The sequence below is a fragment of the Rhizobium ruizarguesonis genome (assembly GCF_017357285.1).
GTDB classification, from domain to species: Bacteria; Pseudomonadota; Alphaproteobacteria; order Rhizobiales; family Rhizobiaceae; genus Rhizobium; species Rhizobium ruizarguesonis.
In genome coordinates this window covers 2,244,415-2,270,664 of record NZ_CP071678.1, presented here as the reverse complement: position 1 = coordinate 2,270,664, position 26,250 = coordinate 2,244,415, and the positions used below count along the sequence as shown (strand labels likewise).

General features: G+C 58.3%; 25 protein-coding genes, 5 tRNA genes and 3 pseudogenes. 20 read left to right on the top strand and 13 right to left on the bottom strand.

All coding sequences use genetic code 11. The features are described from left to right. Nucleotides 1-24: 24 nt before the first annotated feature. A complete protein-coding gene (locus J3P73_RS11315; RefSeq protein ID WP_018073443.1) occupies nt 25-1,215 on the bottom strand; it encodes a cystathionine beta-lyase in 1,191 nt (396 codons plus the stop codon). A 361-nt stretch (nt 1,216-1,576) separates the two neighbouring features. On the opposite strand from J3P73_RS11315, the gene J3P73_RS11310 reads away from it, so the two are divergent. The 4 genes from J3P73_RS11310 to J3P73_RS11295 all read left to right on the top strand — a co-directional run bounded on the left by J3P73_RS11310 (nt 1,577) and on the right by J3P73_RS11295 (nt 5,873). Next, nucleotides 1,577-2,602 carry an amino acid ABC transporter substrate-binding protein gene (locus J3P73_RS11310; protein WP_017964125.1) on the top strand — a complete coding sequence of 342 codons (1,026 nt, stop codon included), beginning with the start codon at nt 1,577-1,579 and terminating at the stop codon, nt 2,600-2,602. A 103-nt stretch (nt 2,603-2,705) separates the two neighbouring features. Next, complete coding sequence (locus J3P73_RS11305; protein ID WP_018073442.1) at nt 2,706-3,908, top strand: amino acid ABC transporter permease; 1,203 nt, start codon at nt 2,706-2,708, stop codon at nt 3,906-3,908. A gap of 1 nt (nt 3,909) precedes the next feature. Beyond that, a complete protein-coding gene (locus J3P73_RS11300) occupies nt 3,910-5,064 on the top strand; it encodes an amino acid ABC transporter permease (protein WP_018073441.1) in 1,155 nt (384 codons plus the stop codon). A gap of 35 nt (nt 5,065-5,099) precedes the next feature. Continuing rightward, on the top strand, nt 5,100-5,873 hold the full coding sequence (locus J3P73_RS11295) for an amino acid ABC transporter ATP-binding protein (protein WP_018073440.1): 774 nt from the start codon (nt 5,100-5,102) through the stop codon (nt 5,871-5,873). 161 nt (nt 5,874-6,034) lie between these two features. Here the strand turns inward: J3P73_RS11295 and J3P73_RS11290 are convergent, their stop codons facing one another. Continuing rightward, nucleotides 6,035-6,700 carry a hypothetical protein gene (locus tag J3P73_RS11290; RefSeq protein ID WP_130661506.1) on the bottom strand — a complete coding sequence of 222 codons (666 nt, stop codon included), beginning with the start codon at nt 6,698-6,700 and terminating at the stop codon, nt 6,035-6,037. A 401-nt stretch (nt 6,701-7,101) separates the two neighbouring features. Here J3P73_RS11290 and J3P73_RS11285 point away from each other — a divergent pair, with 401 nt between their 5' ends. Together J3P73_RS11285 and J3P73_RS11280 are read left to right on the top strand one after the other, a co-directional pair. Next, the gene (locus J3P73_RS11285; protein WP_018073439.1) at nt 7,102-7,530 is read left to right on the top strand and encodes a DUF3597 domain-containing protein; all 429 of its coding nucleotides are present in this window, start codon (nt 7,102-7,104) and stop codon (nt 7,528-7,530) included. 212 nt (nt 7,531-7,742) lie between these two features. Beyond that, entirely contained in the window at nt 7,743-8,054 is a 312-nt protein-coding gene (locus tag J3P73_RS11280; RefSeq protein ID WP_130655303.1) for a hypothetical protein, read from the top strand. 152 nt (nt 8,055-8,206) lie between these two features. On the opposite strand, the gene J3P73_RS11275 is transcribed toward J3P73_RS11280, so the two are convergent. Next, entirely contained in the window at nt 8,207-8,386 is a 180-nt protein-coding gene (locus tag J3P73_RS11275; protein WP_017964118.1) for a hypothetical protein, read from the bottom strand. Nucleotides 8,387-8,822: 436 nt separating this feature from the next. Next, on the bottom strand, nt 8,823-9,098 hold the full coding sequence (locus tag J3P73_RS11270; protein WP_207579973.1) for a hypothetical protein: 276 nt from the start codon (nt 9,096-9,098) through the stop codon (nt 8,823-8,825). A 211-nt stretch (nt 9,099-9,309) separates the two neighbouring features. Here J3P73_RS11270 and J3P73_RS11265 point away from each other — a divergent pair, with 211 nt between their 5' ends. Then, nucleotides 9,310-9,600, top strand: coding sequence for a DUF982 domain-containing protein (locus tag J3P73_RS11265; protein WP_018073436.1), 291 nt, complete (start codon nt 9,310-9,312; stop codon nt 9,598-9,600). Nucleotides 9,601-10,293: 693 nt separating this feature from the next. Next, nucleotides 10,294-12,303, top strand: a complete 2,010-nt coding sequence (locus tag J3P73_RS11260) for a choice-of-anchor Q domain-containing protein (protein ID WP_207579972.1) — start codon at nt 10,294-10,296, stop codon at nt 12,301-12,303. Nucleotides 12,304-12,531: 228 nt separating this feature from the next. On the opposite strand, the gene J3P73_RS11255 is transcribed toward J3P73_RS11260, so the two are convergent. Continuing rightward, nucleotides 12,532-13,065, bottom strand: coding sequence for a DEAD/DEAH box helicase family protein (locus J3P73_RS11255; RefSeq protein ID WP_207579971.1), 534 nt, complete (start codon nt 13,063-13,065; stop codon nt 12,532-12,534). Between the two features lie 404 nt (nt 13,066-13,469). Here J3P73_RS11255 and J3P73_RS37520 point away from each other — a divergent pair. Continuing rightward, nucleotides 13,470-13,601 (top strand): annotated as a pseudogene (locus tag J3P73_RS37520) (CopG family transcriptional regulator); the annotation flags it as partial. An 18-nt stretch (nt 13,602-13,619) separates the two neighbouring features. On the opposite strand, the gene J3P73_RS11250 reads toward J3P73_RS37520, so the two are convergent. Continuing rightward, nucleotides 13,620-14,117, bottom strand: a complete 498-nt coding sequence (locus tag J3P73_RS11250) for a hypothetical protein (RefSeq protein WP_075223906.1) — start codon at nt 14,115-14,117, stop codon at nt 13,620-13,622. A gap of 198 nt (nt 14,118-14,315) precedes the next feature. Between J3P73_RS11250 and J3P73_RS11245 the strand changes: the two are divergent. The 4 genes and pseudogenes from J3P73_RS11245 (at nt 14,316) to J3P73_RS11230 (ending at nt 17,267) form a co-directional block, all read left to right on the top strand. Next, a pseudogene (locus J3P73_RS11245) lies at nt 14,316-14,646 on the top strand (CopG family transcriptional regulator). 62 nt (nt 14,647-14,708) lie between these two features. Next, nucleotides 14,709-15,326: a hypothetical protein gene (locus tag J3P73_RS11240; protein ID WP_018073431.1), complete on the top strand. Its 618-nt coding sequence runs from the start codon at nt 14,709-14,711 to the stop codon at nt 15,324-15,326. 249 nt (nt 15,327-15,575) lie between these two features. Then, nucleotides 15,576-16,618, top strand: a pseudogene (locus J3P73_RS11235) (IS110 family RNA-guided transposase). A 316-nt stretch (nt 16,619-16,934) separates the two neighbouring features. Further along, nucleotides 16,935-17,267 carry a thermonuclease family protein gene (locus J3P73_RS11230; RefSeq protein WP_207579970.1) on the top strand — a complete coding sequence of 111 codons (333 nt, stop codon included), beginning with the start codon at nt 16,935-16,937 and terminating at the stop codon, nt 17,265-17,267. A gap of 342 nt (nt 17,268-17,609) precedes the next feature. On the opposite strand, the gene J3P73_RS11225 is transcribed toward J3P73_RS11230, so the two are convergent. Beyond that, nucleotides 17,610-17,686 (bottom strand) — tRNA-Arg (locus tag J3P73_RS11225). A 57-nt stretch (nt 17,687-17,743) separates the two neighbouring features. Next, entirely contained in the window at nt 17,744-18,049 is a 306-nt protein-coding gene (locus J3P73_RS11220) for an ETC complex I subunit (protein WP_018073429.1), read from the bottom strand. A 317-nt stretch (nt 18,050-18,366) separates the two neighbouring features. On the opposite strand from J3P73_RS11220, the gene J3P73_RS11215 reads away from it, so the two are divergent. Both J3P73_RS11215 and J3P73_RS11210 read left to right on the top strand, forming a co-directional pair. Beyond that, nucleotides 18,367-18,579 carry a hypothetical protein gene (locus J3P73_RS11215; RefSeq protein WP_020397615.1) on the top strand — a complete coding sequence of 71 codons (213 nt, stop codon included), beginning with the start codon at nt 18,367-18,369 and terminating at the stop codon, nt 18,577-18,579. A 182-nt stretch (nt 18,580-18,761) separates the two neighbouring features. Next, a tRNA-Pro gene (locus tag J3P73_RS11210) sits at nt 18,762-18,838 on the top strand. A 65-nt stretch (nt 18,839-18,903) separates the two neighbouring features. Here the strand turns inward: J3P73_RS11210 and J3P73_RS11205 are convergent. Together J3P73_RS11205 and J3P73_RS11200 are read right to left on the bottom strand one after the other, a co-directional pair. After that, nucleotides 18,904-19,392, bottom strand: a complete 489-nt coding sequence (locus J3P73_RS11205) for a DUF192 domain-containing protein (protein ID WP_018073427.1) — start codon at nt 19,390-19,392, stop codon at nt 18,904-18,906. Nucleotides 19,393-19,394: 2 nt separating this feature from the next. Next, nucleotides 19,395-19,973 (bottom strand): cold-shock protein, encoded by a 579-nt coding sequence (locus J3P73_RS11200; protein WP_018073426.1) that lies wholly within the window; start codon nt 19,971-19,973, stop codon nt 19,395-19,397. Between the two features lie 195 nt (nt 19,974-20,168). Here J3P73_RS11200 and gloA point away from each other — a divergent pair, with 195 nt between their 5' ends. The 5 genes from gloA (at nt 20,169) to J3P73_RS11175 (ending at nt 22,581) form a co-directional block, all read left to right on the top strand. After that, the gene (gene gloA / locus J3P73_RS11195) at nt 20,169-20,609 is read left to right on the top strand and encodes a lactoylglutathione lyase (RefSeq protein ID WP_018073425.1); all 441 of its coding nucleotides are present in this window, start codon (nt 20,169-20,171) and stop codon (nt 20,607-20,609) included. Between the two features lie 175 nt (nt 20,610-20,784). Further along, complete coding sequence (locus tag J3P73_RS11190; RefSeq protein WP_425328905.1) at nt 20,785-21,837, top strand: YcbK family protein; 1,053 nt, start codon at nt 20,785-20,787, stop codon at nt 21,835-21,837. Nucleotides 21,838-22,034: 197 nt separating this feature from the next. Then, a tRNA-Glu gene (locus tag J3P73_RS11185) sits at nt 22,035-22,109 on the top strand. A 74-nt stretch (nt 22,110-22,183) separates the two neighbouring features. Continuing rightward, nucleotides 22,184-22,258 (top strand) — tRNA-Glu (locus J3P73_RS11180). Between the two features lie 248 nt (nt 22,259-22,506). Further along, nucleotides 22,507-22,581: transfer RNA gene (locus tag J3P73_RS11175), tRNA-Glu, on the top strand. A 49-nt stretch (nt 22,582-22,630) separates the two neighbouring features. Here the strand turns inward: J3P73_RS11175 and recJ are convergent. The 3 genes from recJ to J3P73_RS11160 form a co-directional block, all read right to left on the bottom strand. Continuing rightward, nucleotides 22,631-24,433: a single-stranded-DNA-specific exonuclease RecJ gene (gene recJ / locus J3P73_RS11170; RefSeq protein ID WP_207579968.1), complete on the bottom strand. Its 1,803-nt coding sequence runs from the start codon at nt 24,431-24,433 to the stop codon at nt 22,631-22,633. 80 nt (nt 24,434-24,513) lie between these two features. Next, nucleotides 24,514-24,759 (bottom strand): hypothetical protein, encoded by a 246-nt coding sequence (locus tag J3P73_RS11165; RefSeq protein WP_018073422.1) that lies wholly within the window; start codon nt 24,757-24,759, stop codon nt 24,514-24,516. Between the two features lie 159 nt (nt 24,760-24,918). Then, the gene (locus J3P73_RS11160; protein ID WP_018073421.1) at nt 24,919-26,244 is read right to left on the bottom strand and encodes a homoserine dehydrogenase; all 1,326 of its coding nucleotides are present in this window, start codon (nt 26,242-26,244) and stop codon (nt 24,919-24,921) included. Nucleotides 26,245-26,250: the final 6 nt, after the last annotated feature.

The window sequence follows — 26,250 nt, the reverse complement described above, 5'->3', positions numbered from 1 at the left end:
CCAGGGACGACAAAGCGTGTCCGGTCAGATGGCGCTTGCGGCGGCAAATCCCCGCTCGATATCGGCCTTGAGGTCGGCCACGTCCTCGATGCCGATCTGCAGGCGGATGACCGGACCGTCCGTCGGCGCCTTGGCGACCGTGCGATCGTTGAGATAGGCGTGCAAGGCGAGGCTTTCATAGCCGCCCCAGGAATAACCGAGACCGAAAATCCTGAGCGCGTCGAGGAAGGCATGCGCCTTTGCCCTGGACTTCTCGGGGCCATCAGCGGCAAGCACGAAGGAAAAGATGCCGCTGGCGCCTTTGAAATCGCGCTTCCAGAGATGGTGGGAGGGGAAACTCGGCAGGGCCGGATGCAGTACGCGGGCGACATCCTCCCTGCCCTCCAGCCATTCCGCGATATCAAGCGCGCTTTCATAGTGCCGCTCGAGGCGCAGGCCCATGGTGCGCAATCCGCGCAGGATCTGGTAGGCATCATCGGGTGCGCCGCAGATGCCGAGCACACCGTTCGCCTCCTTCAGCCGCTCCCAATGCTCGGCATTGGCCGAAACGGTTCCGAGCAGAATATCGGAATGGCCGGACGGATATTTCGTCGATGCGTGGATCGAGATGTCGACGCCGTGATCGAGCGGCCTGAAATAGAGCGGCGTTGCCCAGGTATTGTCCATCATGACGACGGCGCCATGGCGGTGCGCAACCGCCGAGATCGCCGGAATATCCTGCATTTCGAAGGTATTGGAGCCTGGGGCCTCGGTATGGACGAGTTTCGTGTTCGGCCGGAACAATGCCTCGATGCCGGCGCCGATCTCCGGATCGTAATATTCCACCTCGACGCCGAGGCGCTTCAACATCGTGTCGCAGAAATGGCGGGTCGGACCATAGACCGAATCGACCACCAGCGCATGATCGCCGGCAGCGACGAAACCCAGGAACGGGATGGTGACGGCCGCAAGGCCCGAAGGGACGAGGATCGTGCCGGCCGAGCCTTCGAGCGCGTCGATCGCCTCGCAGAGCGCATCCGTCGTCGGTGTGCCGCGCGTTCCGTAGGTGTATTTCTGCGTACGCGTCTCCATCGCCCGCGCATTCGGAAACAACACCGTCGAGGCATGCACGACCGGCGGATTGATGAAGCCGTGATAGTCGAAAGGGTCGTTGCCGATATGGGTCAGGCGGGTGTTGATGCCGGCATTCTGCAGCAAGCTGTCTTTGTCTTTCATGTCGGGAATAGCCTTTGGCGAAGGGTCGCGAAACCAGACTTTTGGACGCCCCGCCGTTTCGGGTCAACCCCTTGAAGATCGGTTGCAGGCGAGGATCCGAAATGATGGAAATTTCGATTTTCGCGTTATTTTTCCGCAATCGGACGCCTATTTCATAGCCAACCGCCCATGAATGCAGCGCAATCTACCAAAATTCTGAATTTTGCCGCAATTATTGGGCGCGACACTTGACCATAGTGACATTTGCGACTGTGATAGGGTCACTCGCGCCGGGAGGGTGTCGAGACAATGGGGGGGCGGCACGGATTGTCTGCACGCACTCTCCACAAGAAAAGATAAGACAACGGAAAAGGTTGGGAAAATGAAAAATAAGCTCCTGTCCGCCGCCATCGGCGCAGCAGTTTTGGCAGCTGGCGCCTCGGCCGCCTCCGCCACCACTCTCTCAGACGTCAAGGCAAAGGGTTTCGTTCAGTGCGGCGTCAATACCGGCCTTACCGGCTTTGCCGCACCTGACGCTTCCGGCAATTGGGCCGGCTTCGACGTCGACTTCTGCAAGGCCGTCGCTTCGGCCGTGTTCGGCGACCCCACCAAAGTCAAGTACACGCCGACAAACGCGAAGGAACGCTTCACCGCTCTGCAGTCCGGTGAAATCGACGTCCTCTCGCGCAATACGACCTGGACGATCAATCGCGACACCGCACTCGGCTTCAACTTCCGTCCTGTCACCTATTACGACGGCCAGGGCTTCATGGTGCGCAAGGGCCTGAACGTGAAGTCGGCTCTCGAACTCTCCGGCGCCGCAGTCTGCGTACAGTCAGGCACGACGACCGAACTGAACCTCGCCGATTACTTCAAGACGAACAATCTGCAGTACAATCCGGTCGTCTTCGAAAATCTTCCTGAGGTCAACGCGGCCTATGACGCCGGTCGTTGCGACGTTTACACGACCGACCAATCCGGTCTCTATTCGTTGCGTCTGACGCTGAAGAATCCCGACGAACACGTCATCCTTCCTGAGATCATCTCCAAGGAGCCGCTTGGCCCGGCCGTCCGTCAGGGTGACGACCAGTGGTTCGACATCGTTTCCTGGACGGCTTATGCGCTGATCAATGCCGAAGAGTTCGGCATTACCCAGGCAAATGTCGACGAGATGAAGAACTCGCCGAACCCGGATATCAAGCGCTTCCTCGGCAGCGAGGCCGACACCAAGATCGGCACCGATCTCGGCCTGACCAATGATTGGGCCGCCAACGTCATCAAGGGCGTCGGCAATTATGGCGAAATCTTCGAGCGCAACATCGGTCAGGGTAGCCCCCTCAAGATCGCACGCGGCTTGAATGCTCTGTGGAACAAGGGCGGCATCCAGTACGCACCGCCGGTTCGTTAATCGAGCCCTGGCATGAAATACCGGGAAGGCGGCCAAGCCGCCTTCCCACTTCCAAAAAGCTAAAAAGAAAGCCCGAAAACGGGCACAAGGGGATTGGCGCGGCATGACGCATGAGGCTGTGGATACGACACCTTTGCATGGCACCGGCTGGAGTTTCCGGTCGGCAATGTACGACCCGAAATACCGGAGCATATTTTACCAGGTTCTGACAATCGTTGTTCTCGTGGGCTTTGTGTGGTGGGTGGCCCACAACACGGCCGTGAACCTTGCCCGCAGCAATACGGCATCGGGTTTCGGCTTTCTTCGCGGTCGCGCCGGTTTCGAAATCGGCCAGTCGCTGATCAGCTTTTCGAGTGACTCGACTTATGCGCGCGCACTTCTCGTCGGCATTCTGAATACCTTGCTGGTGGCGGTGACGGGGATCTTCACGGCGACCATCATCGGCTTCCTGATCGGGATCGGCCGGCTGTCGCGCAATTGGCTGATTGCCAAGCTCTGCACGGTCTATGTCGAGATTTTCCGCAACATTCCGCCGCTGCTCGTCATCTTTTTCTGGTATCTCGGCGTTCTCTCCGTCTTGCCGCAGCCGCGCGAGTCGGTGGGTCTGCCGTTCAACATGTTCCTCAACAACAGAGGACTAGCCTTCCCGAAGCCGATCTTCGAGACAGGTATGATAGCGGTCGGCATCGCCCTGCTGATTGCGATTGTCGCCACCATCATCATCGTGCGCTGGGCCCACAAACGCCAAGCCGCGACCGGCCAACCGTTCCACACCGTATGGACGTCGATCGCGCTGATCGTCGGCTTGCCATTGCTGGTCTTCGTTGTCTCCGGCTTTCCGCTTACCTTCGACGTTCCGGTTGCCGGAAAATTCAACCTCACGGGCGGTTCCGTCGTCGGCCCCGAATTCATGTCGCTGTTTCTCGCTCTGTCCTTCTATACCGCCTCGTTCATCGCCGAGATCGTTCGCGGCGGCATTCGCGGCGTTGCAAAGGGACAATCCGAAGCAGCCGGCGCGCTGGGGCTGCATCCGTCGAGCGTGACGAGACTTGTCGTGGTGCCGCAGGCGCTGCGCATCATCATCCCGCCGCTGACGAGCCAGTACCTGAACCTGACCAAGAACTCCTCACTCGCCATCGCGATCGGTTTCTCGGATCTCGTTGCCGTCGGTGGCACGATCCTCAATCAGAGCGGTCAAGCGATCGAGATCGTCTGCATCTGGGGTATCGTCTATCTCAGCTTGAGCATTCTCACGTCGCTGTTCATGAATTGGTTCAATGCCAAGATGGCACTGGTGGAGAGATAAGATGTCGGTCGCCGATAAACCCTTTGTCAGAACGTCCATCCTTGCCGCCGAACCGCCGCCCCCCGGCGAGAGGGGAGCCGTCGCCTGGATACGTCGCAATCTCCTGGCAACTCCGAAGGACGTGATCCTGACGATCCTGGCTCTTGCGCTCATCGCATGGGCCGTGCCGCATCTCGTCAACTGGCTGTTCATTCAGGCCGTATGGTCAGGTCCGGACCGCACATTCTGCGCGACCACGATCCAGGGCGGCATCCAGCCTGACGGCTGGAGCGGTGCATGCTGGGCCTTCATCAGCGCCAAGTACGATCAGTTTATCTTCGGCCGCTATCCGCTCGATGAGCGTTGGAGGCCGGCGATCGTCGGGATCCTGTTCATTCTGCTGCTGGTTCCGATGTTGATCCCGTCGGCGCCGCGCAAGGGCCTGAACGCCATTCTTCTGTTCGCCGTCCTGCCGGTCATCGCCTTCTGGCTTCTTCACGGCGGCTTCGGCCTCGAAGTGGTGGATACTCCGCTCTGGGGCGGGTTGATGGTGACGCTCGTTCTGTCCTTTGTCGGTATTGCCGTCTCCTTACCCTGCGGCATTCTGCTTGCGCTGGGACGCCGCTCGAAGATGCCCGTCATCCGGATGCTCTGCGTTACCTTCATCGAGGTCATTCGAGGCGTTCCGCTGATCACCGTTCTGTTCATGGCAAGTGTCATGCTGCCGCTCTTCCTTCCCACAGGCTGGAACGTCGACAAACTGCTTCGGGCGCTGATCGGTGTGTCGATCTTCACATCGGCCTATATGGCGGAAGTGATCCGCGGCGGCCTTCAGGCGATCCCGAAGGGACAGTTCGAAGGCGCCGATTCACTTGGCCTCGGCTATTGGCAAAAGACCCGGCTGATCATCATGCCGCAGGCCATCAAGCTGGTGATCCCGAGCATCGTGAACACCTTCATCGGAACGTTCAAGGACACGTCGCTGGTCACCATTATCGGCATGTTCGATCTGCTTGGCATCGTCAAGCTGAACTTCTCCGATGCCAACTGGGCAAGCGCTGTCACGCCGATCACGGGTCTGATCTTCGCGGGCTTCATCTTCTGGCTATTCTGCTTCGGCATGTCGCGCTATTCAGGTTTCATGGAACGCCATCTCGATACCGGCCACAAACGATAAGAACGCTAAAACGATAAAAATGAGGGAAAATAGTCATGGCTGAAGCTCCAGCGAAAAAGCTCACCGTTTCCGCAACGGAAGTGGCGGTCGAGATCATCAACATGAACAAGTGGTACGGCGATTTCCACGTGCTGCGCGACATCAACCTGAAGGTCATGCGTGGCGAGCGCATCGTCATCGCCGGTCCGTCGGGCTCGGGCAAGTCGACGATGATCCGCTGCATCAATCGCCTGGAAGAGCATCAGAAGGGCAACATCATCGTCGATGGCACCGAGCTCACCAACGACCTGAAGAAGATCGACGAAGTCCGGCGCGAAGTCGGCATGGTGTTCCAGCACTTCAACCTCTTCCCGCACCTGACGATCCTCGAAAACTGCACGCTGGCGCCGATCTGGGTGCGCAAGATGCCGAAGAAGCAGGCCGAAGAAGTGGCCATGCACTTCCTCAAGCGGGTCAAGATTCCGGAGCAGGCCAACAAATATCCGGGCCAGCTCTCCGGCGGCCAGCAGCAGCGCGTGGCGATCGCCCGGTCGCTGTGCATGAACCCGAAGATCATGCTGTTCGACGAGCCGACCTCGGCGCTCGATCCCGAAATGATCAAGGAAGTGCTCGACACCATGGTGGGTCTTGCCGAGGAAGGCATGACCATGCTCTGCGTCACGCACGAAATGGGCTTTGCCCGCCAGGTCGCCAACCGCGTCATCTTCATGGACCAGGGCCAGATCGTCGAGCAGAATTCACCGGCCGAGTTCTTCGACAATCCGCAGCACGAACGCACCAAGCTGTTCCTCAGCCAGATCCTGCACTAAAGCGCGTCACGATCTTTCAGATTCGCTGCTCGCGCTTTAGGTCGTTGTTGTTGCGCATGTCGTTGTCGCAAAACCGCTGCACACCTTTGCGCAACATGCCTTAGATCGAAGCAGCCTTTGAAAAGACCCGCCGAGCCGCTGGCTCGGCGGGTTTTGCATGTTCAGCGGGAGGCTGTCGCCTGCAGCAGACTGCAGAGACCGGCAAGGCCGGAATCACCGCCAGAGGCGGAGATATCGGCGCAACGGACGAGCATCTTGCGCTGGTCATTGACAGGCATGTTGCGGAAGGCCTCCAGGGTGCGTGTCTGCGACGCGCTGAGGGTGCTGCCGGGCGTCGCCGTGGCATTGCCGCCCGCTTCGTCTACGCGGCCGATAGCGAGATTGGCATCGACGCCATTACCGCTGCCGACCGAGGCCGTGGCCTTGGTATCGATTCCGTTCGAACCGCCGGTGTGCGCATTCAGATTGGCATTGACGCCGCGCCCGACGCCGAGCCTGGCGTTGGCGTCTGCGTCGACACCGCTGCCGCCGGCATTGGCCGTCGCATCGGCATTGACGCCGTTCGAGCCGCCAATCGAAGCCCCGACATCGGCGCTGACGGCATTGCCTGCATTCACCGACACACCGACATCGATCGCACGCGCATCGCTTGCCGTCATGGCAAGGAGGGCGCAGGTGGATGCGAGCACTGCAAAGGACAGTCTATGGTGGTTATGGGTCATGTTTTCCTCCGTTTCCATTCCGCCGAACGATCTGCCCGGCAGTCGAAAATCGAGGAACGCGCGTGCCTTCGATCGATCGGACGCCTGCAACTTCAGGACGTCCATGGCAAGGCAACGTGAAGGGATGACGAATGTTTCACGAGACGGCGCGGCAAGTCGGTTCGGCGGCGTGTAATGATGATTCACGGTTATTGAAGTGCGAATTATCTGCCCGACTGTGCCGAAAGCAAACATGTCGTGCAGCAACTGGAGAGCCGGCGGAGTATTTCCTCCCCATTGCGCCAGAAATCTTCGGAGCCCAGCAAGCAAAGCTCAGTTTGCGATACGGTTGGCGGCGATTGATCCATTTGCAACGTTTTCGCGCAGACCGACTACACCCTGCCCCCGAATTGACTTTTCCACCTCCGATTTAGATTGCTAAAAATAACTCCCCTTCCGTCTGGATATATCAGGCGGGAAGGCCATGTTTCAGCATGTTCTCATCTGATGGAACTGGAGGTTCAAGAATGGGCATTTTCGACAAAATCAAACATGCGATCTTCGGAGAGGCGAAAGCAGCTGAACCCGTTGCTGCCGGCGCGCCGAAGATAGAGCCAGCGCAAGCGCCTGCCTCACCGTCGGCAGCGCCCAGTCCGACGCCTGCGGCCTCTCCTGCTCAGAGCAAGCCGACCACAGCCACAATCGATATCGTGCCCATCCTCGACGCGGCTGTGAAGAAGAACGGCCAAAAACTCGATTGGCGCCACTCGATCGTGGACCTGATGAAGGCTGTCGGGATGGATGCAAGCCTGACCGAGCGCAAGGAACTTGCCGCTGAACTCGGCTATACCGGCGACACCAACGATTCCGCAAAAATGAACATGTGGCTGCACAAGGCGCTGATGAAGCGGCTTTCGGAAAATGGCGGCAAGGTTCCCGCCGATCTCTTGGATTGATCGGAACAAAATTGCTGCCGCCATCCTGTGGCGGCAGCTCTCAAGCCGCCGGTGCGCTTGGCGAGATGATCTCGCTCATTTCTCACGGTCGGCCATCCAGAAGATCACGCCGCGGATGTAGAGGCCGCAACAAGCGGGCCTTGCCCGCAGGCACTGGAACTAATAACATTCTGCTCGATACTTCGATAATCGATCAGGGGGGAATAAATCCAATGAGATTGATGGCAGTCGTTGGTCTTGCACTTAGTCTGGGCTGTATATCGGCCGCAGAATCTCCTTCAAACTATCAATCCTACAGCGGCATTCGGGTCGATACCGACAGGGTGCTCCTGGCTCGATACGATAAAGCGCTCCAGCGGTGCGTGCCGGAGGCAGGCTCATGGCGACGCGGCTCAACGGACCCGCACAGCCTCTATTACAACGCGGCTCTCAGAAGTTGCCTCTACAGGTACAGTTTCGTCGACAGGGGCGTCTACGCCTACCCCATCCCCAAGGTCTACTTCGATCATTTCCTGGATCGCTGAGAAGAGCCGAGCAGATCCAATCCGCCGGAGGCGTTCAGAGGCCCATCAAACAAAAACCCCGCCATTATGGCGGGGTTGTCTTCAATCGCGATGCAGCCATTCAAAGTGCTACAGCGTCCTTTGCGCGGCTTAAAAGACGCGCGGCGCTGTCGTCAGCGCTTGCCGCCACTTGGCGGCCTGCCCTTGCCTGCCGGGCGATTGCCGCTTCCGGACGAGGTCTTGGCGTCATTGCCCTGACCGAAGTTGGTGCCGCCGAGATGGCCACCGCCACTGGTATTGGCGACCTGGCGCTGCATTTTGCGCAACAGTGCTTCTGCATTGGTCTTGCTCATGAAATTCTCCTCAATGGCTGGAAAACCCAGCCTGAATGCCGCCGCTGACATCCGCGGTCAAAGACCGAAGGCATATCAGGCAGCGACGATGGGTGTTTGGCGGAGGCTTGCGTCGATCAAAGAATTGCCCGCGTTCATGACGATCTCCCTCAACCGGCATGACAATCACCCTCCGGCGGCTGCCGGACGGCGCAGAAATCGATTTTGAAAGGAAAGATCAGCTGGGACGCCAAGGGCGCAAACCAAGCTCGACAAGCAATTTCGATAGAAGAATCAATAAGACGGCAATGTGTTTAAAACAAGTTCCCGGCCACTTGGTTGTGTAGGCATTGCCTCGAATTGCTGCCCAATCGGACAAGGGGCAAGGCCCTGAGCATTTTATCAATCCAGATAATCTGATCGAAAGCTGCGCCTGACAAAACAACAGCTTAAGATTTCAGCGGAGAAACGAGATGTCACGGTTTTTGATAGGATCGATGGTATTGGCCTTCATTGCGGATATGGTGCTGAACATCGTGTTGTGGCTCGGAGGATTGGACACAGTGGTTTCGGTGTCCTCCGGAGCAATGGAGGTATTCGCGAGGATAATGGGCGAAGTCCTGGTCTTTTGGTTCTTTGCGTTCGCGGCTGGCTTTGTCTTCTTCTGGGCGGGTCGAAAGTCTCCGGTTCCCGTGTTGAGCATCGTCGCATCATTCCTTTCGGTGTCGATCATGGTAACGGCAGCCCTCATTGGAGCCTATCATCCATCCGACAAGCATCCGAAGACCAATTCGGACCTGCTCGGCCGCGCTTTGACGTAGATCGGCTTGACCGCTCTGCGACTGCATCGATCTCCCCGTTCAGTTGCCGACTGTTTTTGCGGAACCATCCGCGGATGATCATGCAGCAGTTCCGGTTGGAACGCTTCTTGCAAGGTTACTAATATGTTGATGATGCAAGGACCAAATGTCATGAATCGGTACACATCGCATCAGTTTCCCGCACTGAGGATGCTCATGAGCGGCCAAGATAAATACAGCGTCGTCAGGACCCTCGGCGACGCAGCCACCATGCTCATTTCCGAATGGCCTGGGGATGATGGCGAGGAGTATGTCGTGGCGGTGAGGACATGCCTCGACGCCATCCGCGGCACCACGCCCCCAAACGCCGCGCGGGAAGCGCTGATGAGAGCGGCTGATGAAGCCGGCATCCGCTACCTCTCGGTCGTTCACTGAGATCACCGCTGTTTCCGACGAGAAGCAATAAGCGCGTTGGATCGCTTGTCGGCCGCGATTTCCTGCTTCTCAAAAAAAGCGCTGAGCGGGGACGAGATGAGGGCTGACCTCTTCGGCATTCCAGCTCTCGTCGAAGGTTTTCCCGAAGTACGCAGGCGTGGATATTCAGAGCCGCGGCTCTTCTCACCGGAGGCCAAGGAAGACGGGTATGGACGCTTGGCAGGACGAAGATCCTATCCTCGTCGACAGTCGGGACTGCACGTATTTTGAGTCGCGCTTTGCTCCCTTTACCATCTCGATCAGTACCAATCGGTAAGTCGACGCTGCCCAAAATCGCTAAATTCAGAAAAAATGTCGATTCCGCCCTTGGCGGGAGGAATCCCGTCACGCCCAACAGGTTTTTCTAATGTTTTCAAGGGACGCATATCGCTGTAGTTGTAGAAAGAATAATTCACGGCATGCGAGACCTTTATACTGCCTCAATTCGGGCGAATCGAAATTCACTAAATATTTCAAAACGTAACTTCAGACCGATTTGGATAATGTGGCAGCAATATGGCTATGTTTCTCAAGCACTTACTGTCGCTCTACTGTTGCACCCTCCAGGATCGCGTCCTATAACCCCTCGCCGTAACGCCTGATTAACTAAAAATAGTAACCGACAAAGACAACGCTAAGGTTGAGGAACAGATCATGACGACATACTACGTAGCGACGACCAGCAGCGGCGGCGGTAACGGCAGTGCCTCGTCTCCTTTTCACACGATCAGCGAGGCAATGGCGGCAAACCTTAAGCCCGGCGACGAGGTCGTGGTGAAGCCAGGGACGTACAACGAGAGCATCAACTTCGACAAGGACGGCTCGGCGGCAGGCGACATCACGCTGCGCTCGGAAGTGCCTGGCGCAGCACTGATCCGGCCGCCCGCAGGCTCGTATACCGGGATCAGTGTCAACGCCAACTACGTGACAATCGACGGCTTCGACATCAAGGGCGGCAACGGTGACGGCATCGAAGCGAACAACGTCCATCACGTCTCAATTCTCAACAACAAGGTCCACGACAGCGGGGAGTCGGGCATTCAGTTCAACTATTCTGACTTCGTCAAGATCGTAGGGAACGAGACCTACAATAACGCGTCGTCAGGCTGGTTCTCGGGCATCTCGATCTACGAGAACCGGAACATCACCGGCGATACCTCGACGACCGGCTACCGGAATATCGTACAAAACAACATCTCGCACGACAACGTCACGAAGACGGGTGCGCACACCGATGGCAACGGCATCATCATTGACGATTTTCAGAGCACACAGACGGATGGTCATCCGAACTATACGTTTAAGACCCTTGTCGACAACAACCTGGTCTACGAGAACGGCGGCAAAGGCATCCAGGTTGCCTGGAGCGACTCCATCACGGTGCAGAACAACACAGCATACCACAACAATCAGGACCCGCTGAACGACGGCACCTGGCGCGGCGAACTCAGCAACGCGCAGTCGAGCAACAACACCTGGGTCAACAACGTCGCCGTCGCCGACCCATCGGTGAACAAGAACAACACCGCGGTCGATAACACGTCGTACGGCGGCTATACCAACGCCAACGTCGTCTGGGCCAACAACAACACCTACAACGGCACGGCCGGCCAGGCCTCGGTCAGGACCGACGGCGGCAACGCTATGCCGAGCACGGCGAACGGCAACAAGCTCGGCATCGACCCGCATTTCGTGGGGGCAGCGAGCGACAACTTCCACCTCGCCTCGGGCTCGGCAGCGATCGACGGTGGAACCACCAAGTACGGCGTCGGCTCGACCGATCTGGACGGCCACGCTCGCGTCGTTGGAACTGTCGATATGGGTGCCTACGAATCGGGCTCCAGCGCGGCACCGGGAACGCCGACGACGCCAACCACGCCAACCACGCCGACGCAACCGACAACGCCAACGGCGCCGACAAAGGAATTCATCGGCACCAACGGTAACGACATCCTACCGCACACCGGCCAGTCCAACGGCGGCAACGAAACCTTCAAGGGTCTCGGCGGTAGTGACGTGTTGAAGGGCGGGGCCGGCGCGGACGTGCTCGACGGCGGTACTGGCAATGACACGGCCAGCTATGCGGGCTCCGACGCGGTCAACGTCAACTTGGCGACTAAGGCCGCATCGGGCGACCAGGCGACCGGTGACAAGATCGCCGGCATCGAAAACTTGACCGGCTCAAGCTACAACGACGTACTGACCGGCGGCAACGGCGGCGGCAACGTTCTCACTGGCGGGGCTGGCGCGGACAAGCTGGACGGCGGCGCCGGCAATGATGTCCTCATTGGTGGTGTCGGAAAGGACATTATGACCGGTGGCATCGGTGAGGATACGTTTATCTTGAAGGCACCGACGGAAACCGGGTCCGGCTTGAACCGCGACGTCATCACCGACTTCCAGCACGGCGTCGATAAGATCGACATCTCGGCGATCGATGCGAATGGCTCTGCGGCGGGCAATGGTACCTTCCATTTCCAGGCACAGGAGAATGCCTTGTTCGATCACAAGGCTGGCGCGCTCGCTTGGCACTATGACGACCACGCCGGATCCGCGAGCGATGTTACCGTTATCCAGGCCGACATGAACGGCGACGGCATTCATGACTTCGAGGTTCAGCTGAAGGGCCTCGTCCACCTGGGGGCAGGCGATTTTCTCCTGTAACGATAGCGTTGTGGCGGTCGTCCGATCGCCACAACACGCTGGCCGCAAAAGTCGGCTACTTCGGCGCGCGGATGAGGGAGCCCCATCCGCGCGCTGCGATTTTTCGACAGGCGTCAGCCGGCCTTTCGGGCCGGCTTTGCGTAAACCGATAGCTCGTCAGAACGCCTCACCTCCCGCCATCAGGCGTATCGACGATCGTAGCGCGAATAGAATCAACTCCGACGAATTTCAGGCTGACAGGTCGCCAAGGACCTTTAGAATATGCTCTCGGATTGCGATGGCCGTTTTTCCCGGTGATGCGGAAGTGACGTCGAGCACCAATGTGTTTGGGTGGAGTGGATCGAAAACCCCCGCCCTCCGACTGCGATCCCTCGAGGCTGCCACATCCGTGGATTTCAACCTTTGGCGTCGCTCGGGGTTCGAAACCCGGCGAGCCAGATCCTCTTCATCACACAGCAAACGCACCGGCACCAAAACGGCGTCGCAGGCTTCGGCAGCCCTCCAAGCCGGCAGGGTGAAAATGAAATTGGCGGACGGCGCGTAAGCGGTGATTGCATCAAGGACGGTTTGTCGAAATCGACCTGTAAACTCCCATATTCCCTTTGGAAGCGGGGCCGTTCCATCCTCATCCAGCAGACGCAGAATCGGATTGTTGACCCAGTGGTTGTCGACAATTTTTGCCGAAACCATGGCGCTCAACTCTTTCGCGATGGTCAACTTACCAACGCCCGGGAAGCCTATGAGCACGGTGCGGACACCCATCTTTCGCGACACCTACATAGTTTTCGTTGATAATCATGTCGCCCGAAGACATGGCCGTAAATGCGTGTTCCAATCGGATAGACGGTCCACGGCCCAGCAACTTCGTTTTACGGAAGCCGCTCTACCTGTTCGGCGAACGGCATGCTGCATGGATGGACACTTGAAAAATGGCGACCCCTGCAGGATTGCCAAGAATCACAATTTATGCAGTGATTTCAGTGAATATGCTCGGATTTGAGGGGTAGTTTGACGCCATTGGTTCCGCTGCGGAAATTTATCGACTGCCCCTCAGTTTCCTCACGTCCGGCGTATCGGTTAGACTGCGATTGCGGGCGGTTACCATCAAGGTAACCGCCGCGGATTGTCGCCGGCACGAGACATATGCGTGGAGCATTGAGGAGCCGATGACAACGCCCGATACCGCCACCCTCCTCGAGGACGCCGCCGACCGGATCGCAGATTTCTCGCGATCGGATCTTCAGATCATGCTCCGCCGCGCGGCGCTGCTGTTGCGCAGCTCTGGATCGATCGCGATCGGGCAATATCGAGAGCCGCTAATCAAACACTTTAGAAGGGGGCTGTTTTTTGATGCCGGCCGCGGCGATTAGCCAGAACAGTCCACCGGCGGCAATTCCGAATACAGCTATTTCTGTGAGCAATTCGGTAGTTTCCAGCAACCCCCACCACGTCATCATTCCGTTTTGATAGGTGATGTGATCATTCGTGTAGGCCTTATCCGGGCCGAAAAATACAGTTAGGCATAACCACGGGAAGGTAGCAACGGAGGCCCCGGCCATCGCACAATTTGCAAGGGACGCCCTTACTCGTCCCCTGAAATAGAGTATCAATGGAATTCCCAAGGCAACAGTTGGCGGATAAGCACCGAAGAATGCGACGACTTCAGTTGTTTGGACAACGCGCTCCATCATATCCGGCAAGCCCTGATAGGCTGGGCTGTAAACCGCATATGCGAAGGATGCCGCCAAAGGCACTACAATTACTGCAACGGCAATTCTCCACCAGGGTGGAGATGCGAATGTTGTTACCGCCATGTGCACCTTGCTTAAACAGCCTACGCGGCAGAATTGCACGCGAAGGTGCGTATGACAACCGTCCGGCTCCCGCCTCTTCCTCGGAATAATGACGCGTACGCTTTTGACGACGGGGCAGAAGGTTAGCATCGTCTGTGGGTGCCTTCGCCACTCCGATATGCTAATCGGCTCAGAAGGACCTCAGGCGCCGGAGAAACCCTGACCATGCCCGATATGCCCACCCTCCTTGAAGACGCCGCCGATCGCATCGCCGACATTTCCCGGGCAGATCTGCAGATCATGCTGCGTCGCGCCGCCTTGCTCGTGCGCAACTCCGGTTCCATCGCTCTCGACGACGATACTGAAGAGGCCCTACGGAACGTCTCGAGCGAGCTGATGCTGACGCGAGAAGACGCCATCAGATATATCGTGCGGGAGTGAATGGAGAAGAAACACCTATCTGCCGGTGCACGAGCTCGACGAAGATGGAGAGGTCGACGGGAATGGTAGACGGGCGTTATGCTTGACAGACTCCGCCCACTCCCACTAAGACGCGCCCCGCCCCTTCGATTGGGTTTTTCAGGCATAGTTCGGGGCAAAGGCTGGACGTAAATGATTTTTAAAAGTTTAGCCGGGGTTGATCTTTTCTTTCGCCTTCAAAATCAGAACTTTATCAAACGATATGAGAGCCATATTAGCGGTCCGCCCCTCGATATGGCTGTTTTGTCTATGTCGATCTTGTTTCTTTGGCTGACCAGAGGAGGCGTACTGGATTACATCGCCCCGCACCTAAGATACTTGTTGGTTATTCTACCGAAATACCACTATGAACTGCCATGGCTGGCGGAGAACCATCCAGAACAGGTCGCCCTTTATACATGCCTTTCGTTTTCTCTGATCACATTTACGGTCGTGAAGACACTATTGTTTTCGATTTATATCATTTCCTCCCGTTTGAGCCGAGAAATTATAGTTGCCGATCTAAAAAGAGTTGTGAAAGCGGACTTGGCATCCGTGCTCACCTTCGTTTCTTTAATTTTTCTCACTCCTTTGCCGATCTACGGTGCAGGCGCTTCGACAACAGTTGTCGGAAATGCGTATTCCCTCACCTTTTTCAATATACTTTTTCTAAAGATGCTGAGCGGTGGGATCTCGTCGACGGTTTTGCTGGCCAAGAGAATCAAAAGGCCGAACAGAAGGGATCAAGTGGAAGTTACTAGCAAAGACTGAGGGTGGCTGTTTGACGATCGACGAGGCTGGCCGGTGTTGAACCTTAGCGTATGTCGTCCAACTCATAAACCGGCAGTTGATCAGCGGCTTCGCGCAGCCCCTTACAAGAAGCATGCCGCAGCTTGCCGTCGTCCGTCCCCCGCCGGCAGGCACAAGATCCTCGATCAGAGGCCGGCGCACCCTCTTGCCGTCGACGTGAAACAAACGACAAAATCCTCGCCGTTGTTCACCAACCTGAGGAGTTGTGTCGTGAAGAAAATAGCGACTATCGGACTGGATATAGCGAAGAACGTTTTCCAAGTGCATGCTGCCGACGCTGATGGCTCAACGGTTTTCAATCGGAAAATAAAACGGGCAGACCTTCTCGAATTCTTCGCGAAATTGCCACCGTGCCTGGTCGGCCTCGAGGCCTGCAGTACCGCTCATCATTGGGCTCGCCGCATTGCCGAGTTCGGCCATGAGGTCCGTTGGTCCATCCAGCCTATGTGAAGCCCTTTGTGAAGCGGGGAAAGAGCGATTTCAATGACGCGGAAGCGATCAACGAAGCTTTGACGCGAAAGACGATGCGATTTGTCCCCGTCAAATCTGCTGAACAACAGGCATCGGGCATGATCTTCCGGGCGCGCACCCTGGCCATACGCCAGAGGACGCAAGCGATTAATGCACTTCGGTCCCATTTGGCTGAACTGGGGGTCGCGACCGCCCAAGGTACAACTGGTTTGAAGGCACTTATCGCCATCGCAAACGATGAGCACGACGGTCGCATTCCGGCTTCCGCTCGCTTCGCCTTGCAGCAAATTCCTAAACAGATTGAGTTTCTGGGCGAATACATCGCACGACTTGATCGCGAAATCCTAGCTCGAACGAAGAACGACGCCGATATCAAGAGACTCATGACCATCCCTGGCGTCGGGCCTATAATTGCAGTCGCCATCACAGCGCTTGCTCCTGACCTTAGTGGATTTAAATCGGCCCGCCATTTTGCGGCATGGATTGGCCTAACTCCGAAAAGTCATTCGAGCGGAGAGAGCCAGGCGCTGGGCAATATTTCCAGGATGGGAAATAGCCACCTCCGAACTCTGCTTGTAACCGGAGCAATGTCGGTTATTCGGAGCGCCAAAACAGCTGAACGAGTCTCTCCGTGGCTAGCAAAGCTTCGGAAGCGGCGCCCTTTTAAAGTGGCGGCAGTAGCATTGGCCAACAAGACCGCGCGAATAGTTTGGGCTCTGCTGATAAGGGGCGGCAATTACATCAAGCCTGGAGGCACCGTCGACGTTGGGACGATGGCGTGAGTTAATGCATCAATCGTCCTCAGATTACAGGTTGGTGAAACGCTAAGATGAAGACCTGTTGGAAACGACAAGAGCGAGCACGGAATACCGGAAGGGCGCAGGTGTTAAGCACAGGCATAATTGTAGGGCCGTTGCTCCGCGAAACGCACCATGGGCATGGTGGTTTGCTGACCACCGACAATGCCGCCGCAATGATGGCAGCGTTTCAATATGACAGGTCGGCACTTGTGTTTCATCGGCGGGTCGGTTCGCGAATGGATCGGCCCGCTTCGATCAAGTCTGCGCGGTCTTATCGGCCGAGCATGGGAGAAGGTTCATGATTGCCGGACTGGTTATTTGCGCATCGCTGAGCGGGCAGAACATGCGACTGCTGGGGGAAGGTATTCCGTTCGTCACGGGCATCGAGACGCCGGAGATTGGATCGCACGCGAAGTGCATCAAGGAACGGAAGCTGGCGCTGATCGCCAAGGGAAGGTTGGAAGAGCTTTTGGCTGAAAAGGGATTGCGGATCGTATTGAGCGGCGCAGTCGACAAAACCCTGTCTCACCGTCCGCTCGTCAACATCTATCGGACGAACGGGGAAAAGATCGGGAAGAAACTGCTCACGGAAGGCTTCGCGCGCACCTGGAGCCCGAAGAGGCCGAACTAATGGTGCGACTGATTAAAGAAAATCTGTCGGCACGGGAACAATATGCTCTGTTGATCGTAAAACCTTCGGGCCGTGCGGAGATTCGTTACACTTCGCTATGCGACCCACCTCAACCTTAGCCCCGCTCCGTAGTGGGGCTTTTTTTGTGTCTGCGGTTTCGCCAGACTTGCAGCGCACCTTCGTGCGGCAGCGGTTTTGGAGGCATGCGAGGTGGATTGGTCATGCCGCCACTTTGATTTCGGGCGCTGCGAAACTTAACGAGAACAGCCTAACCCCTCAAACCAAATCCGATGAGGGGTTCAAGACTGAAAATAAAGCAAAAACATATACTTGAAAAATGGATGGCGACCCCTGCAGGAATCGAACCTGCGACAACCTGCTTAGAAGGCAGGTGCTCTATCCAGCTGAGCTAAGGGGCCGTCTGTTGGCCGCGCCTGGGAGCGCGACCGGGATGCGGCATATCTGGACCAGAAATCTCAATGCGTCCAGGGCTGCGTGCGGGTATAACGGAAATTGTCGGGATAGGCGACAACCTGACGGATAGGGTCCTTCGGCGCGATGACGCGGTATTCGATGCCGCTGCGCTGGGCATAGGCTTCGGCGAGTTCCTGCGTTTCGAAGGTGAGCTTCACCTGCTGGCGCATATCACCCGAAGAGGTGTAGCCCATGATCGGATCGATCTTGCGCGGCGACTCCTGATCGAACTCAAGCACCCAGAGATGGGTCTTGGCCTTGCCGGACTGCATGGCGGTCTTGGCTGGACGATAGATCTTGGCAGACATGACTGCAGCGTCTCCGACTATGCGGGACAATGCCCGCCTTTCATGGTCTCAATCCCGTTGCCGGCCCGTTGCCGGCCCGCGCCGGGCCTTTTGCATCATCGCTGAGGATAACGCAAAGAGATGAATTTTGCTTAGCTGCGAATCCCCGCCTTTTCAAGGAAAAAGGCGGTGCACGACGACGCCGCCGGCTCCATCCCATGACAAGCCGATGCGTTGGGGAACAAAGAATATCCGCGGACAAGCGCCTCTGGGCATTCTTCCCCTCGTGTCGCGCCAGCCATCTCTTGAAGGCCAAGCGACTCCGGCCGGATTGCGCAATGTTACCGATCGTCGCATGTTGTGATTGCATCCTGATTGCCGCAGCCAGCCCTCGGCACTATTTCTACGGCTCAGTTGGTTTCAGTGGATTTGCACTCATGATGAGACGTTCGGCGGAGTTCAATGCCATTGTGATAGGGGCTGGTATCACGGCGTTCTTCTACCTTGCCATCAGCTACGCTCAATATATCGGCCTGATCGCTCACGGCTAAGGTAGCCTTGCCCTGACGCCAATTGCGCCAGGCAGACGGACTCGCGCGATCAAGCACACTGGCGACCTATCAAGATTTTTCTGTATTGCATCCACAGGTCCGGCGAGGAATCTTCGGCCAGAGCTGGATTTATGGGTTGCGACGGCGAAGTGAACCGTGTATCTCCCCTGCCATTCACGGCACGGAGTGTAGCGCAGCCTGGTAGCGCATCTGGTTTGGGACCAGAGGGTCGGGAGTTCGAATCTCTCCACTCCGACCATTCAAATATCCCGATATTGTTGAATTCCTTGACAGGTGCAGCGCCGCTCGCGGTCGCGCGCGCCGTTACTTCGCCTTCTTGGTCGTCGTGGCGCTGACGATCCTGTCGCCAGGCTTGATTCCGAGTTTGGCAACGATGCCGGCATTGAGTTCGACGACGTATTTCACCGCGCTCATCGAATCGATGATGTCGCGCGAATAGGGCACTGCCTTTTCCTTGATGTGGCGAATCGTGCCGGTGTCGTCGGCAAAAAGCATGTCGAGCGGCAGGATGGTGTTTTCCATCCACATGGTGACGCGCCGCGGCTCGTCGAAATCGAAGATCATACCGGCATTGTCGGCCATCACCTTGCGAAACATCAGTCCGCGGGCGCGCTGATCCGGGGTCGAGGCAATCTCGACGGTGAAATGCAGCACCTTGCCCGCCGCGGTCTGGATGAGCAGCGGCTCCTTGTCGAACCGCATCTGCTCCTCGGCCAAAGCCGGCAGCGCGACCATGAAAAAAAGCGCCAATATGGCGCTTTTGATGGCATCAAATAGGATTAGGCCGCGCATGTTCAGTGCGACCGGCTTGCCGGGCTCGGAACGTCAGGATGGATCTCTGCGGCCATCAGGCCCTTTTCGCCGGGGCCGAAGCGCACGAGGACCACCTGGCCGGGGCGCAGTTCCGTCAGGCCGAAGCGGCGGAGCGTTTCCATGTGCACGAAGATGTCTTCGGTGCCCTCGCCGCGCGTCAGGAAGCCGAAGCCCTTGGTGCGGTTGAACCACTTGACGAGCGCACGCTCGAGGCCGCTCGTCGCGGTGACCTGCACATGGGTGCGCACCGGCGGCAACTGCGAGGGATGAACCGCGGTCGACTGGTCCATCGAGAGGATCTTGAAAGCCTGATAGCCACGCTCGCGGCGCTGGATGAGGGCGACGATGCGCGTTCCCTCGAGGATCGTCTGGTAACCGTCGCGTCGCAGGCAGGTCACGTGCAGGAGAACATCCTGCAAGCCGTTGTCGGGCACGATGAAGCCGAAACCCTTGGCGACGTCGAACCACTTGACGACCCCGGTGATTTCAACAAGATCGACCGCTTCTCCCGATAGCTCGTCGAGGTCGGAGTATTCGTTCGATGAAATCCTGTCAGCCATTGTCGCCAGCCCCTCGAATACGCGTCACACTGTTACGGTTAACTGATTCTTGAAATCAAGATTAACATCTTGGTAACGGATAAGCGCAAGTCCTAGTTTTCGGTTATTCCCAGCTGCACATTTTATAAAGATGACTTGCCCGAAGCTGACCTCGGCTCGCTGAAAAAAGCCAGCCCCAATAAAGGAGTAGATAGAATGCGTTATCTCCACACAATGGTACGCGTCAAAGACCTGGACGCCTCGCTCGCTTTTTACACCACGCTGTTCGGGCTGGAGGAGATTCGCCGCCACGAAAACGAGAAAGGCCGCTTCACCCTGGTTTTTCTGGCCGCTCGCGACGATCTCGACCGTGCGCGCAGCGAAAAAGCTCCCTGCCTCGAACTGACCTACAACTGGGATACGGAAGATTATAGCGGAGGACGCAATTTCGGCCACCTCGCTTATGAGGTCGACGATATTTACGCGACCTGCCAGAATCTGATGGACAACGGCGTCACCATCAACCGGCCGCCGCGCGACGGGAACATGGCCTTCGTGCGCTCGCCCGACGGCATCTCGATCGAAATCCTGCAAAAGGGCAGCCCCCTTCCGGCCGCCGAACCCTGGGCCTCGATGGGCAATACCGGCGCCTGGTAAGGCTTTTCGCCGCAAGGCTTTTGCGAGGCTTGCGGCTTTTTCGATTTCGGGTCCGGCCGGCGCCTTGACGCTTGCCGCGATCCGGCCCCGCAGGCAATCTCCTGGCGACTCGAAGCGGAAGAAAAGCGTTTTTCGCCGATTTTCTGCATCAACTGGAGACTGTCACTTGCGTAACATGCAGATGATGCCCGTGACGGGCGCTTTGCTGATCGCCACCTCGGTGCTGGCGCTGACCGGCTGCGCGTCGGACAAGAAGGCACTCGATTCCGCCGCAGCGGTTCCAGCACAAGCCGCAGCACCGCAGCTTGCCACGGCAGCGCCCGCAAGCCCTGCCCCACGTTCGGTCTATACGGATCCCCGGCTCGTCAACGTCTCCGGCGCTCAAGCCGCGCCTCAGGTCGTGGCACAAAATCCGAATGCCGCCGCTCCGCCCGCCGATCCGGCGACAGCGGCGCCTGCCAATATCGGCGGGCTCGTCCTGCAGTCGACCCGGATCAACGCGCAGGCGATGAGCATCTTTTCCGATCACCAGCCGGCGCCGCAGAACAACAGCACGTCCACCGTCATTCAGCCGCAAGCCTATGTGCCGGTGGAAGGTGCAGCACCGGCGCGAAGCAGCGTCTACAGCCAGCCGCCCGTGCCCACACAGCCGGCAGAGCCGGTGCTGCCGCAGCAATCCTCACAGAATAACAGCACGCAGCTTGCGCCTGTGCAGACAGCGTCGTTGGCGACGGGCAGCATTCCGACCTCGACGATGAATGCGCTCTACAGCGCGCCGAAGCAGAACCTGCTCGGCAGCCTCTCCGGCCTGCTGCACAAGGCCGCCCTGCCCGGCATGACGCGCATCGCGCCGAACGGGTTGCATCTCCAGAACGACAAGGTCGAGGTCGGTTGCTTCAAGCCCGCTCTGCTGAAGGTGATCAAGACGGTCGAAAACCATTTCGGCCGACCGGTCATCGTCACCTCCGGCTATCGAGACGAAGAGCATAACCGCCTGGTCGGCGGCGCAGACGAATCGATGCACAAGAGCTGCGAGGCCGCCGACATCCAGATCGACGGCGTCGCGAAATGGGATATCGCCGCCTATATCCGGTCGTTGCCGGACCGCGGCGGCGTCGGCACCTATTGCCATACGGATTCGGTCCACCTCGATACCGGCAAAACGCGTGACTGGAACTGGGGCTGCGGCGGCAAACGCGCGCCGATGACGACCGCAAGGGCGATCTGACGGCCGCGCGATTTTCGCATAACGCTGCGGCAGCACCACCTCGTCTCATTAAAGAAACCATCGGCAGCCTATTGATTCGGCTTCAATAATCGACTTCGCGAACCCACTCGGATTTCCTGTCATTTTTTTGAAAGAAACCGCAATTGCCGCTTGCGGGATTCAAAACGCCTGACTATAAGGGCGCCACCACGAAGGAAGCGCCCTTCGTCTATCGGTTAGGACACCAGATTTTCATTCTGGGAAGAGGGGTTCGACTCCCCTAGGGCGTACCACTTTCTCTCCATAAAGAAGCCATCACTTCCGCTTGCAGAAGCCAGCGCGCGCTCCTATTTTAACGAGGCTGCCTGCGCCCTTCGTCTATCGGTTAGGACGACAGATTCTCATTCTGTAAAGAGGGGTTCGACTCCCCTAGGGCGTACCACTCCTGATGATAGGCCATCGTCATCCGTTTCGATCGACATTGGCAGGGCCTATGAGTCTTTTCGAGGAGAACCCTTCGGGTTCGCGCGACGCTGCTCATCCTAACCCGCCGGCTTGACCTCCGCTCCGCCGTAGCTTGAGCCTCGATTTGCCACAGCCGAAATAAATCGGCGAAAACGATGATTTTTTCGCGCCTTGGCGCTTGCGGCCTTCGAAGGCGCTGACTATAAGGGCGCCACCACGAAGGAAGCGCCCTTCGTCTATCGGTTAGGACACCAGATTTTCATTCTGGGAAGAGGGGTTCGACTCCCCTAGGGCGTACCACTTTCTCTCCCTTGGCACTTCCCATCGTCAGCGCTCTTGCGCGACCACTCTATTTCGCCGGCGCTGCATCGCAGACGCGGAGCTGGATGCGGCGTGCGCCCTGGTAGTGGTCGGCACCGAGCGAACCGGCGACATGAAGGCTGGCACCGCGTGAATTGATGAGAAGATTGCCAAGCGGCGTATCGGCGGCGCGAAAGGCGATGCCGCCGAGTCGCGATCCGTCCATGGCCTCCAGCGTCACCTTCACATGTTTCTCGCCGACCAGGCGGGCGTCACGCAAACGATGGGCCGGCACGGCAAAGAGCGGCTGCGCGTGGCCCGAACCATAGGGGCCGGCGGCCTCCAGGCGGTCGATGAGTTCGAGCGTGGCGCCGCTTGCGCCGATCGCACCGTCGATCTTCAGCGTCTCGTTGGCCACGAGGCCGGCCACCGTTTTTGCCGCCTTCTCCGTGAAGAAGGTTCTCAGCCTGCCGAGATTGGCGCGCTCAACCGTCAGCCCCGCGGCCATCGCGTGGCCGCCGCCCTTGACGAGTATCCCTTCGTCGACCGCAGACCGCACCATTCTGCCCATATCGAAGCCGTTGATGGAGCGGCCCGAGCCGGTGCCGCGGCCGGATGGATCGAAGGCGATCGCGAAGGCCGGGCGCTTGAATTTCTCTTTCAGCCGCGCCGCGATCAGCCCGACGATGCCGGGATGCCATTTCTCATGGGCGGTGACGATGACGGAGGCGCCCTCGCCGTCACCATATTCGGCGAGCGCCTCGGCTTCCGCCTCCTGCAGCATGATCGCCTCCATCGCCTGACGTTCGCGGTTGAGTTCGTCGAGACGCTGCGCGATCACCTCCGCCTCGCCGGCATCGTCGAGCGTCAGCAGCCGGCTTCCGAGTGCCGCGTCGCCGATCCGCCCGCCGGCATTGATGCGCGGGCCGATCAGGAAGCCGAAATGATAGGGGGTCACGGGACCCGCGAGCCCCGCCATGCGGAAGAGTGCGGCAAGCCCGGCATTGCTCTGGTGCCGGGCAGCGACAAGCCCCTTTACCACATAGGCACGGTTGAGCCCCTTCAGCGGCACGACATCGCAGACCGTCGCCAGTGCCACGATATCCAGCCACTGCAGCAGGTCGATCGCCAGGATGCGCTTATTGCCGGCTGCGCGCAGCAGCCTGAGCGTCGCGACCAGCACCATGAAGACGACGCCGGCCGCGCAAAGATGCCCCTGCCCCGAGAGATCGTCCTCGCGGTTCGGGTTGACCAGCGCATGGCAGGGCGGCAGCTCATGTGTCACCTGGTGGTGATCGATGACGACGACATCGATATTGCGCGCGGCAGCGGCGGCCAGAGCCTCATGACTGGTGGAGCCGCAATCGACGGTGATGATCAACTGGGCGCCGTTGTCGATCAACTGGTTGATCGCCGCCGGATTGGGGCCGTAACCTTCGAAGACACGATCGGGGATATAGATGGTCGCCCTGACGCCGAAATGGCTGAGAAAGCGGAACATCAGCGCCGAGGAGGCCGCGCCGTCGACATCGTAATCGCCGAAGATCGCAACGCTTTCGCCGCGCTCGATTGCGCTCACCAGCCGGGTTGCAGCCTTTTCGCAATCGGTCAGTGTATGGGGATCGGGCATCAGGCTGCGGATCGTCGGATCGAGGAATGCGATCGCCTCGTCCACCGTCACGCCGCGCCCGGCGAGCACCCGGGCGATCAGATCCGGCAGTCCGTGAATCTGCGACATGGCCAGCGCACGGTTCTGCCCGGCCTGGTCGAGCCGCGCCACCCAACGATTGTCGAGCGCGGATTTCTCCACGCCGAGAAACGCGCGCTGTACCGGATCGACGAGATCTGCCATGCCATACTCCGCTGACTTCATCTGCTCTTTCTACAGGAGCAGCGGAGATAACATAGCGGTGGATTTGCAGACACGCATTTTTACCAAAACACCGCCCAGATGATCATGGCGATGCCGGCGAACTGCACCAGCAGGAACGAAAACAGCGTCAGCAGAATGGCCCAGTTGCGGCCTTCCGTGTTTTCCTCGTCATCAGCCTCATCAGAGACCTCTTGACGAATTTCACGGTAGGCCGGCTTGAGGATTTCCCCAAGCATATCAGGATGGTCCGGCGGCACCTCGCTCGGGCAGCCATACCCCTTCCCGGCGTGGCTGTCCTTGCTCATGAAATTCTCCACGCAGGCGACTCACCATCTATGGTTTAATTATATCAATATTTCGGTATCTGTTAATATAGACTTCTGTAACGGAGGGTTGAACAAAAAACAGAAAAACCGCCCTGCAGAGACAGGGCGGCTCAACGTCCTCCGGCAATGGAAAGGGGTTCAGCCTTCTTCTTTGGGCCGCTCGATGCGAATGACCTGCGGCTCGCCGAAGAGATAACCTTCCGACTTGATCGAGGCGACCGCCTTGCGCACCGATTCTTCCGTCGTCGCGTGGGTGACGAGGATGATCGTCTGGTGGTGCGATGGCGCCAGATGCTGTTTGGAGCGCTGGACGATCGATTCCAGCGAGATGTTGTTTTCCGCCATGCGGGTTGCGACGCTGGCAAAGACGCCGGTGCGGTCGAGCACGGTCAGGCGGATGAAATAACCACCCTCGTGGCTCTGCATCTGCGCCTTGCGGTAGGGCTCCAGCGTCGCTGCGGGATGGCCGAGCACCGGCACGCGCTGGGCGCCCGGCTGGCTCTTGGCGATATCGGCGATATCGCCAAGCACCGACGAGGCCGTGGCGTTGCCGCCGGCACCAGGGCCGACCATCAGCAGTTCGCCGAGCACGTCGGATTCGATCGCCACCGCATTGGTGACGCCGTCGACCTGGGCAATGACCGAATCGACCGGCACCATTGTGGGATGAACGCGCTGCTCGATGCCGGTATCGGTGCGCTGGGCAACGCCTAAGAGCTTGATGCGATAACCGAGCTCGGCGGCAGCGTGGATATCCTCGATCGAGATGTTGGTGATGCCTTCGAGATAAATGTCATCGGCGGCGATCTGATTGCCGAAGGCGAGCGTCGTCAGGATGGAAAGCTTGTGGGCCGTGTCGTTGCCCTCGATATCGAAGGCTGGATCAGCCTCGGCATAACCCAGCCGCTGCGCTTCCTTGAGGCATTCGGCGAAGGAAAGCCCCTCCTTCTCCATCTTGGTCAGGATGTAATTGCAGGTGCCGTTCATGATGCCATAGATGCGCGAGACGGAATTGCCCGTCAGCGATTCGCGTAGCGCCTTGATGACCGGGATGCCGCCGGCGACCGCTGCCTCGAAGTTCAGCAGCGAACCCTTCTCCTCGGCGATCGTCGCAAGCTCGACGCCGTGATAGGCAAGCAGCGCCTTGTTGGCTGTAACCACATGGAGACCACGTTGGAGCGCCGTGCGCACGGAGACGTTGGCCGCCCCTTCGGCGCCGCCTATCAGCTCGACGAAGACGTCGATATCGCCTTTTTCGGCAAGCTCTTCCGGCCGGTCGAACCAGGTAACGGCAGAAAGATCGATGCCGCGGTCCCTCGCCCTGTCACGCGCGGAGACCGCCGTGATGGTGATCGGACGCCCGCAGGTGACGGCAAGCTCGTTGCTCTTCTGCTGAATGATACGGACAAGCGAGGCGCCAACGGTGCCCAAGCCCGCAATGCCGATTTTGAGGGCATCTGCCATGGATCG

What these genes read in the sequence shown, in the direction of transcription:
- J3P73_RS11260 (WP_207579972.1), top strand. Translation starts at nt 10,294, where the DNA reads ATGACGACATACTACGTAGCGACGACCAGCAGCGGCGGCGGTAACGGC.
- J3P73_RS11240 (WP_018073431.1), top strand. Translation starts at nt 14,709, where the DNA reads ATGATTTTTAAAAGTTTAGCCGGGGTTGATCTTTTCTTTCGCCTTCAA.
- J3P73_RS11190 (WP_425328905.1), top strand. Translation starts at nt 20,785, where the DNA reads ATGCAGATGATGCCCGTGACGGGCGCTTTGCTGATCGCCACCTCGGTG.
- J3P73_RS11230 (WP_207579970.1), top strand. Translation starts at nt 16,935, where the DNA reads ATGATTGCCGGACTGGTTATTTGCGCATCGCTGAGCGGGCAGAACATG.
- J3P73_RS11160 (WP_018073421.1), bottom strand. Translation starts at nt 26,244, where the DNA reads ATGGCAGATGCCCTCAAAATCGGCATTGCGGGCTTGGGCACCGTTGGC.
- J3P73_RS11310 (WP_017964125.1), top strand. Translation starts at nt 1,577, where the DNA reads ATGAAAAATAAGCTCCTGTCCGCCGCCATCGGCGCAGCAGTTTTGGCA.
- J3P73_RS11165 (WP_018073422.1), bottom strand. Translation starts at nt 24,759, where the DNA reads ATGAGCAAGGACAGCCACGCCGGGAAGGGGTATGGCTGCCCGAGCGAG.
- J3P73_RS11250 (WP_075223906.1), bottom strand. Translation starts at nt 14,117, where the DNA reads ATGGCGGTAACAACATTCGCATCTCCACCCTGGTGGAGAATTGCCGTT.
- J3P73_RS11200 (WP_018073426.1), bottom strand. Translation starts at nt 19,973, where the DNA reads ATGGCTGACAGGATTTCATCGAACGAATACTCCGACCTCGACGAGCTA.
- J3P73_RS11275 (WP_017964118.1), bottom strand. Translation starts at nt 8,386, where the DNA reads ATGAGCAAGACCAATGCAGAAGCACTGTTGCGCAAAATGCAGCGCCAG.
- recJ (WP_207579968.1), bottom strand. Translation starts at nt 24,433, where the DNA reads ATGGCAGATCTCGTCGATCCGGTACAGCGCGCGTTTCTCGGCGTGGAG.
- J3P73_RS11255 (WP_207579971.1), bottom strand. Translation starts at nt 13,065, where the DNA reads ATGGGTGTCCGCACCGTGCTCATAGGCTTCCCGGGCGTTGGTAAGTTG.
- J3P73_RS11280 (WP_130655303.1), top strand. Translation starts at nt 7,743, where the DNA reads ATGAGATTGATGGCAGTCGTTGGTCTTGCACTTAGTCTGGGCTGTATA.
- J3P73_RS11285 (WP_018073439.1), top strand. Translation starts at nt 7,102, where the DNA reads ATGGGCATTTTCGACAAAATCAAACATGCGATCTTCGGAGAGGCGAAA.
- J3P73_RS11305 (WP_018073442.1), top strand. Translation starts at nt 2,706, where the DNA reads ATGACGCATGAGGCTGTGGATACGACACCTTTGCATGGCACCGGCTGG.
- J3P73_RS11270 (WP_207579973.1), bottom strand. Translation starts at nt 9,098, where the DNA reads ATGATCGACACCGAAAGGAATGATGCGACGATGCTCAACACGGGAACC.
- J3P73_RS11205 (WP_018073427.1), bottom strand. Translation starts at nt 19,392, where the DNA reads ATGCGCGGCCTAATCCTATTTGATGCCATCAAAAGCGCCATATTGGCG.
- J3P73_RS11295 (WP_018073440.1), top strand. Translation starts at nt 5,100, where the DNA reads ATGGCTGAAGCTCCAGCGAAAAAGCTCACCGTTTCCGCAACGGAAGTG.
- J3P73_RS11265 (WP_018073436.1), top strand. Translation starts at nt 9,310, where the DNA reads ATGTTGATGATGCAAGGACCAAATGTCATGAATCGGTACACATCGCAT.
- J3P73_RS11290 (WP_130661506.1), bottom strand. Translation starts at nt 6,700, where the DNA reads ATGGACGTCCTGAAGTTGCAGGCGTCCGATCGATCGAAGGCACGCGCG.
- J3P73_RS11220 (WP_018073429.1), bottom strand. Translation starts at nt 18,049, where the DNA reads ATGTCTGCCAAGATCTATCGTCCAGCCAAGACCGCCATGCAGTCCGGC.
- J3P73_RS11315 (WP_018073443.1), bottom strand. Translation starts at nt 1,215, where the DNA reads ATGAAAGACAAAGACAGCTTGCTGCAGAATGCCGGCATCAACACCCGC.
- J3P73_RS11215 (WP_020397615.1), top strand. Translation starts at nt 18,367, where the DNA reads ATGTTACCGATCGTCGCATGTTGTGATTGCATCCTGATTGCCGCAGCC.
- J3P73_RS11300 (WP_018073441.1), top strand. Translation starts at nt 3,910, where the DNA reads ATGTCGGTCGCCGATAAACCCTTTGTCAGAACGTCCATCCTTGCCGCC.
- gloA (WP_018073425.1), top strand. Translation starts at nt 20,169, where the DNA reads ATGCGTTATCTCCACACAATGGTACGCGTCAAAGACCTGGACGCCTCG.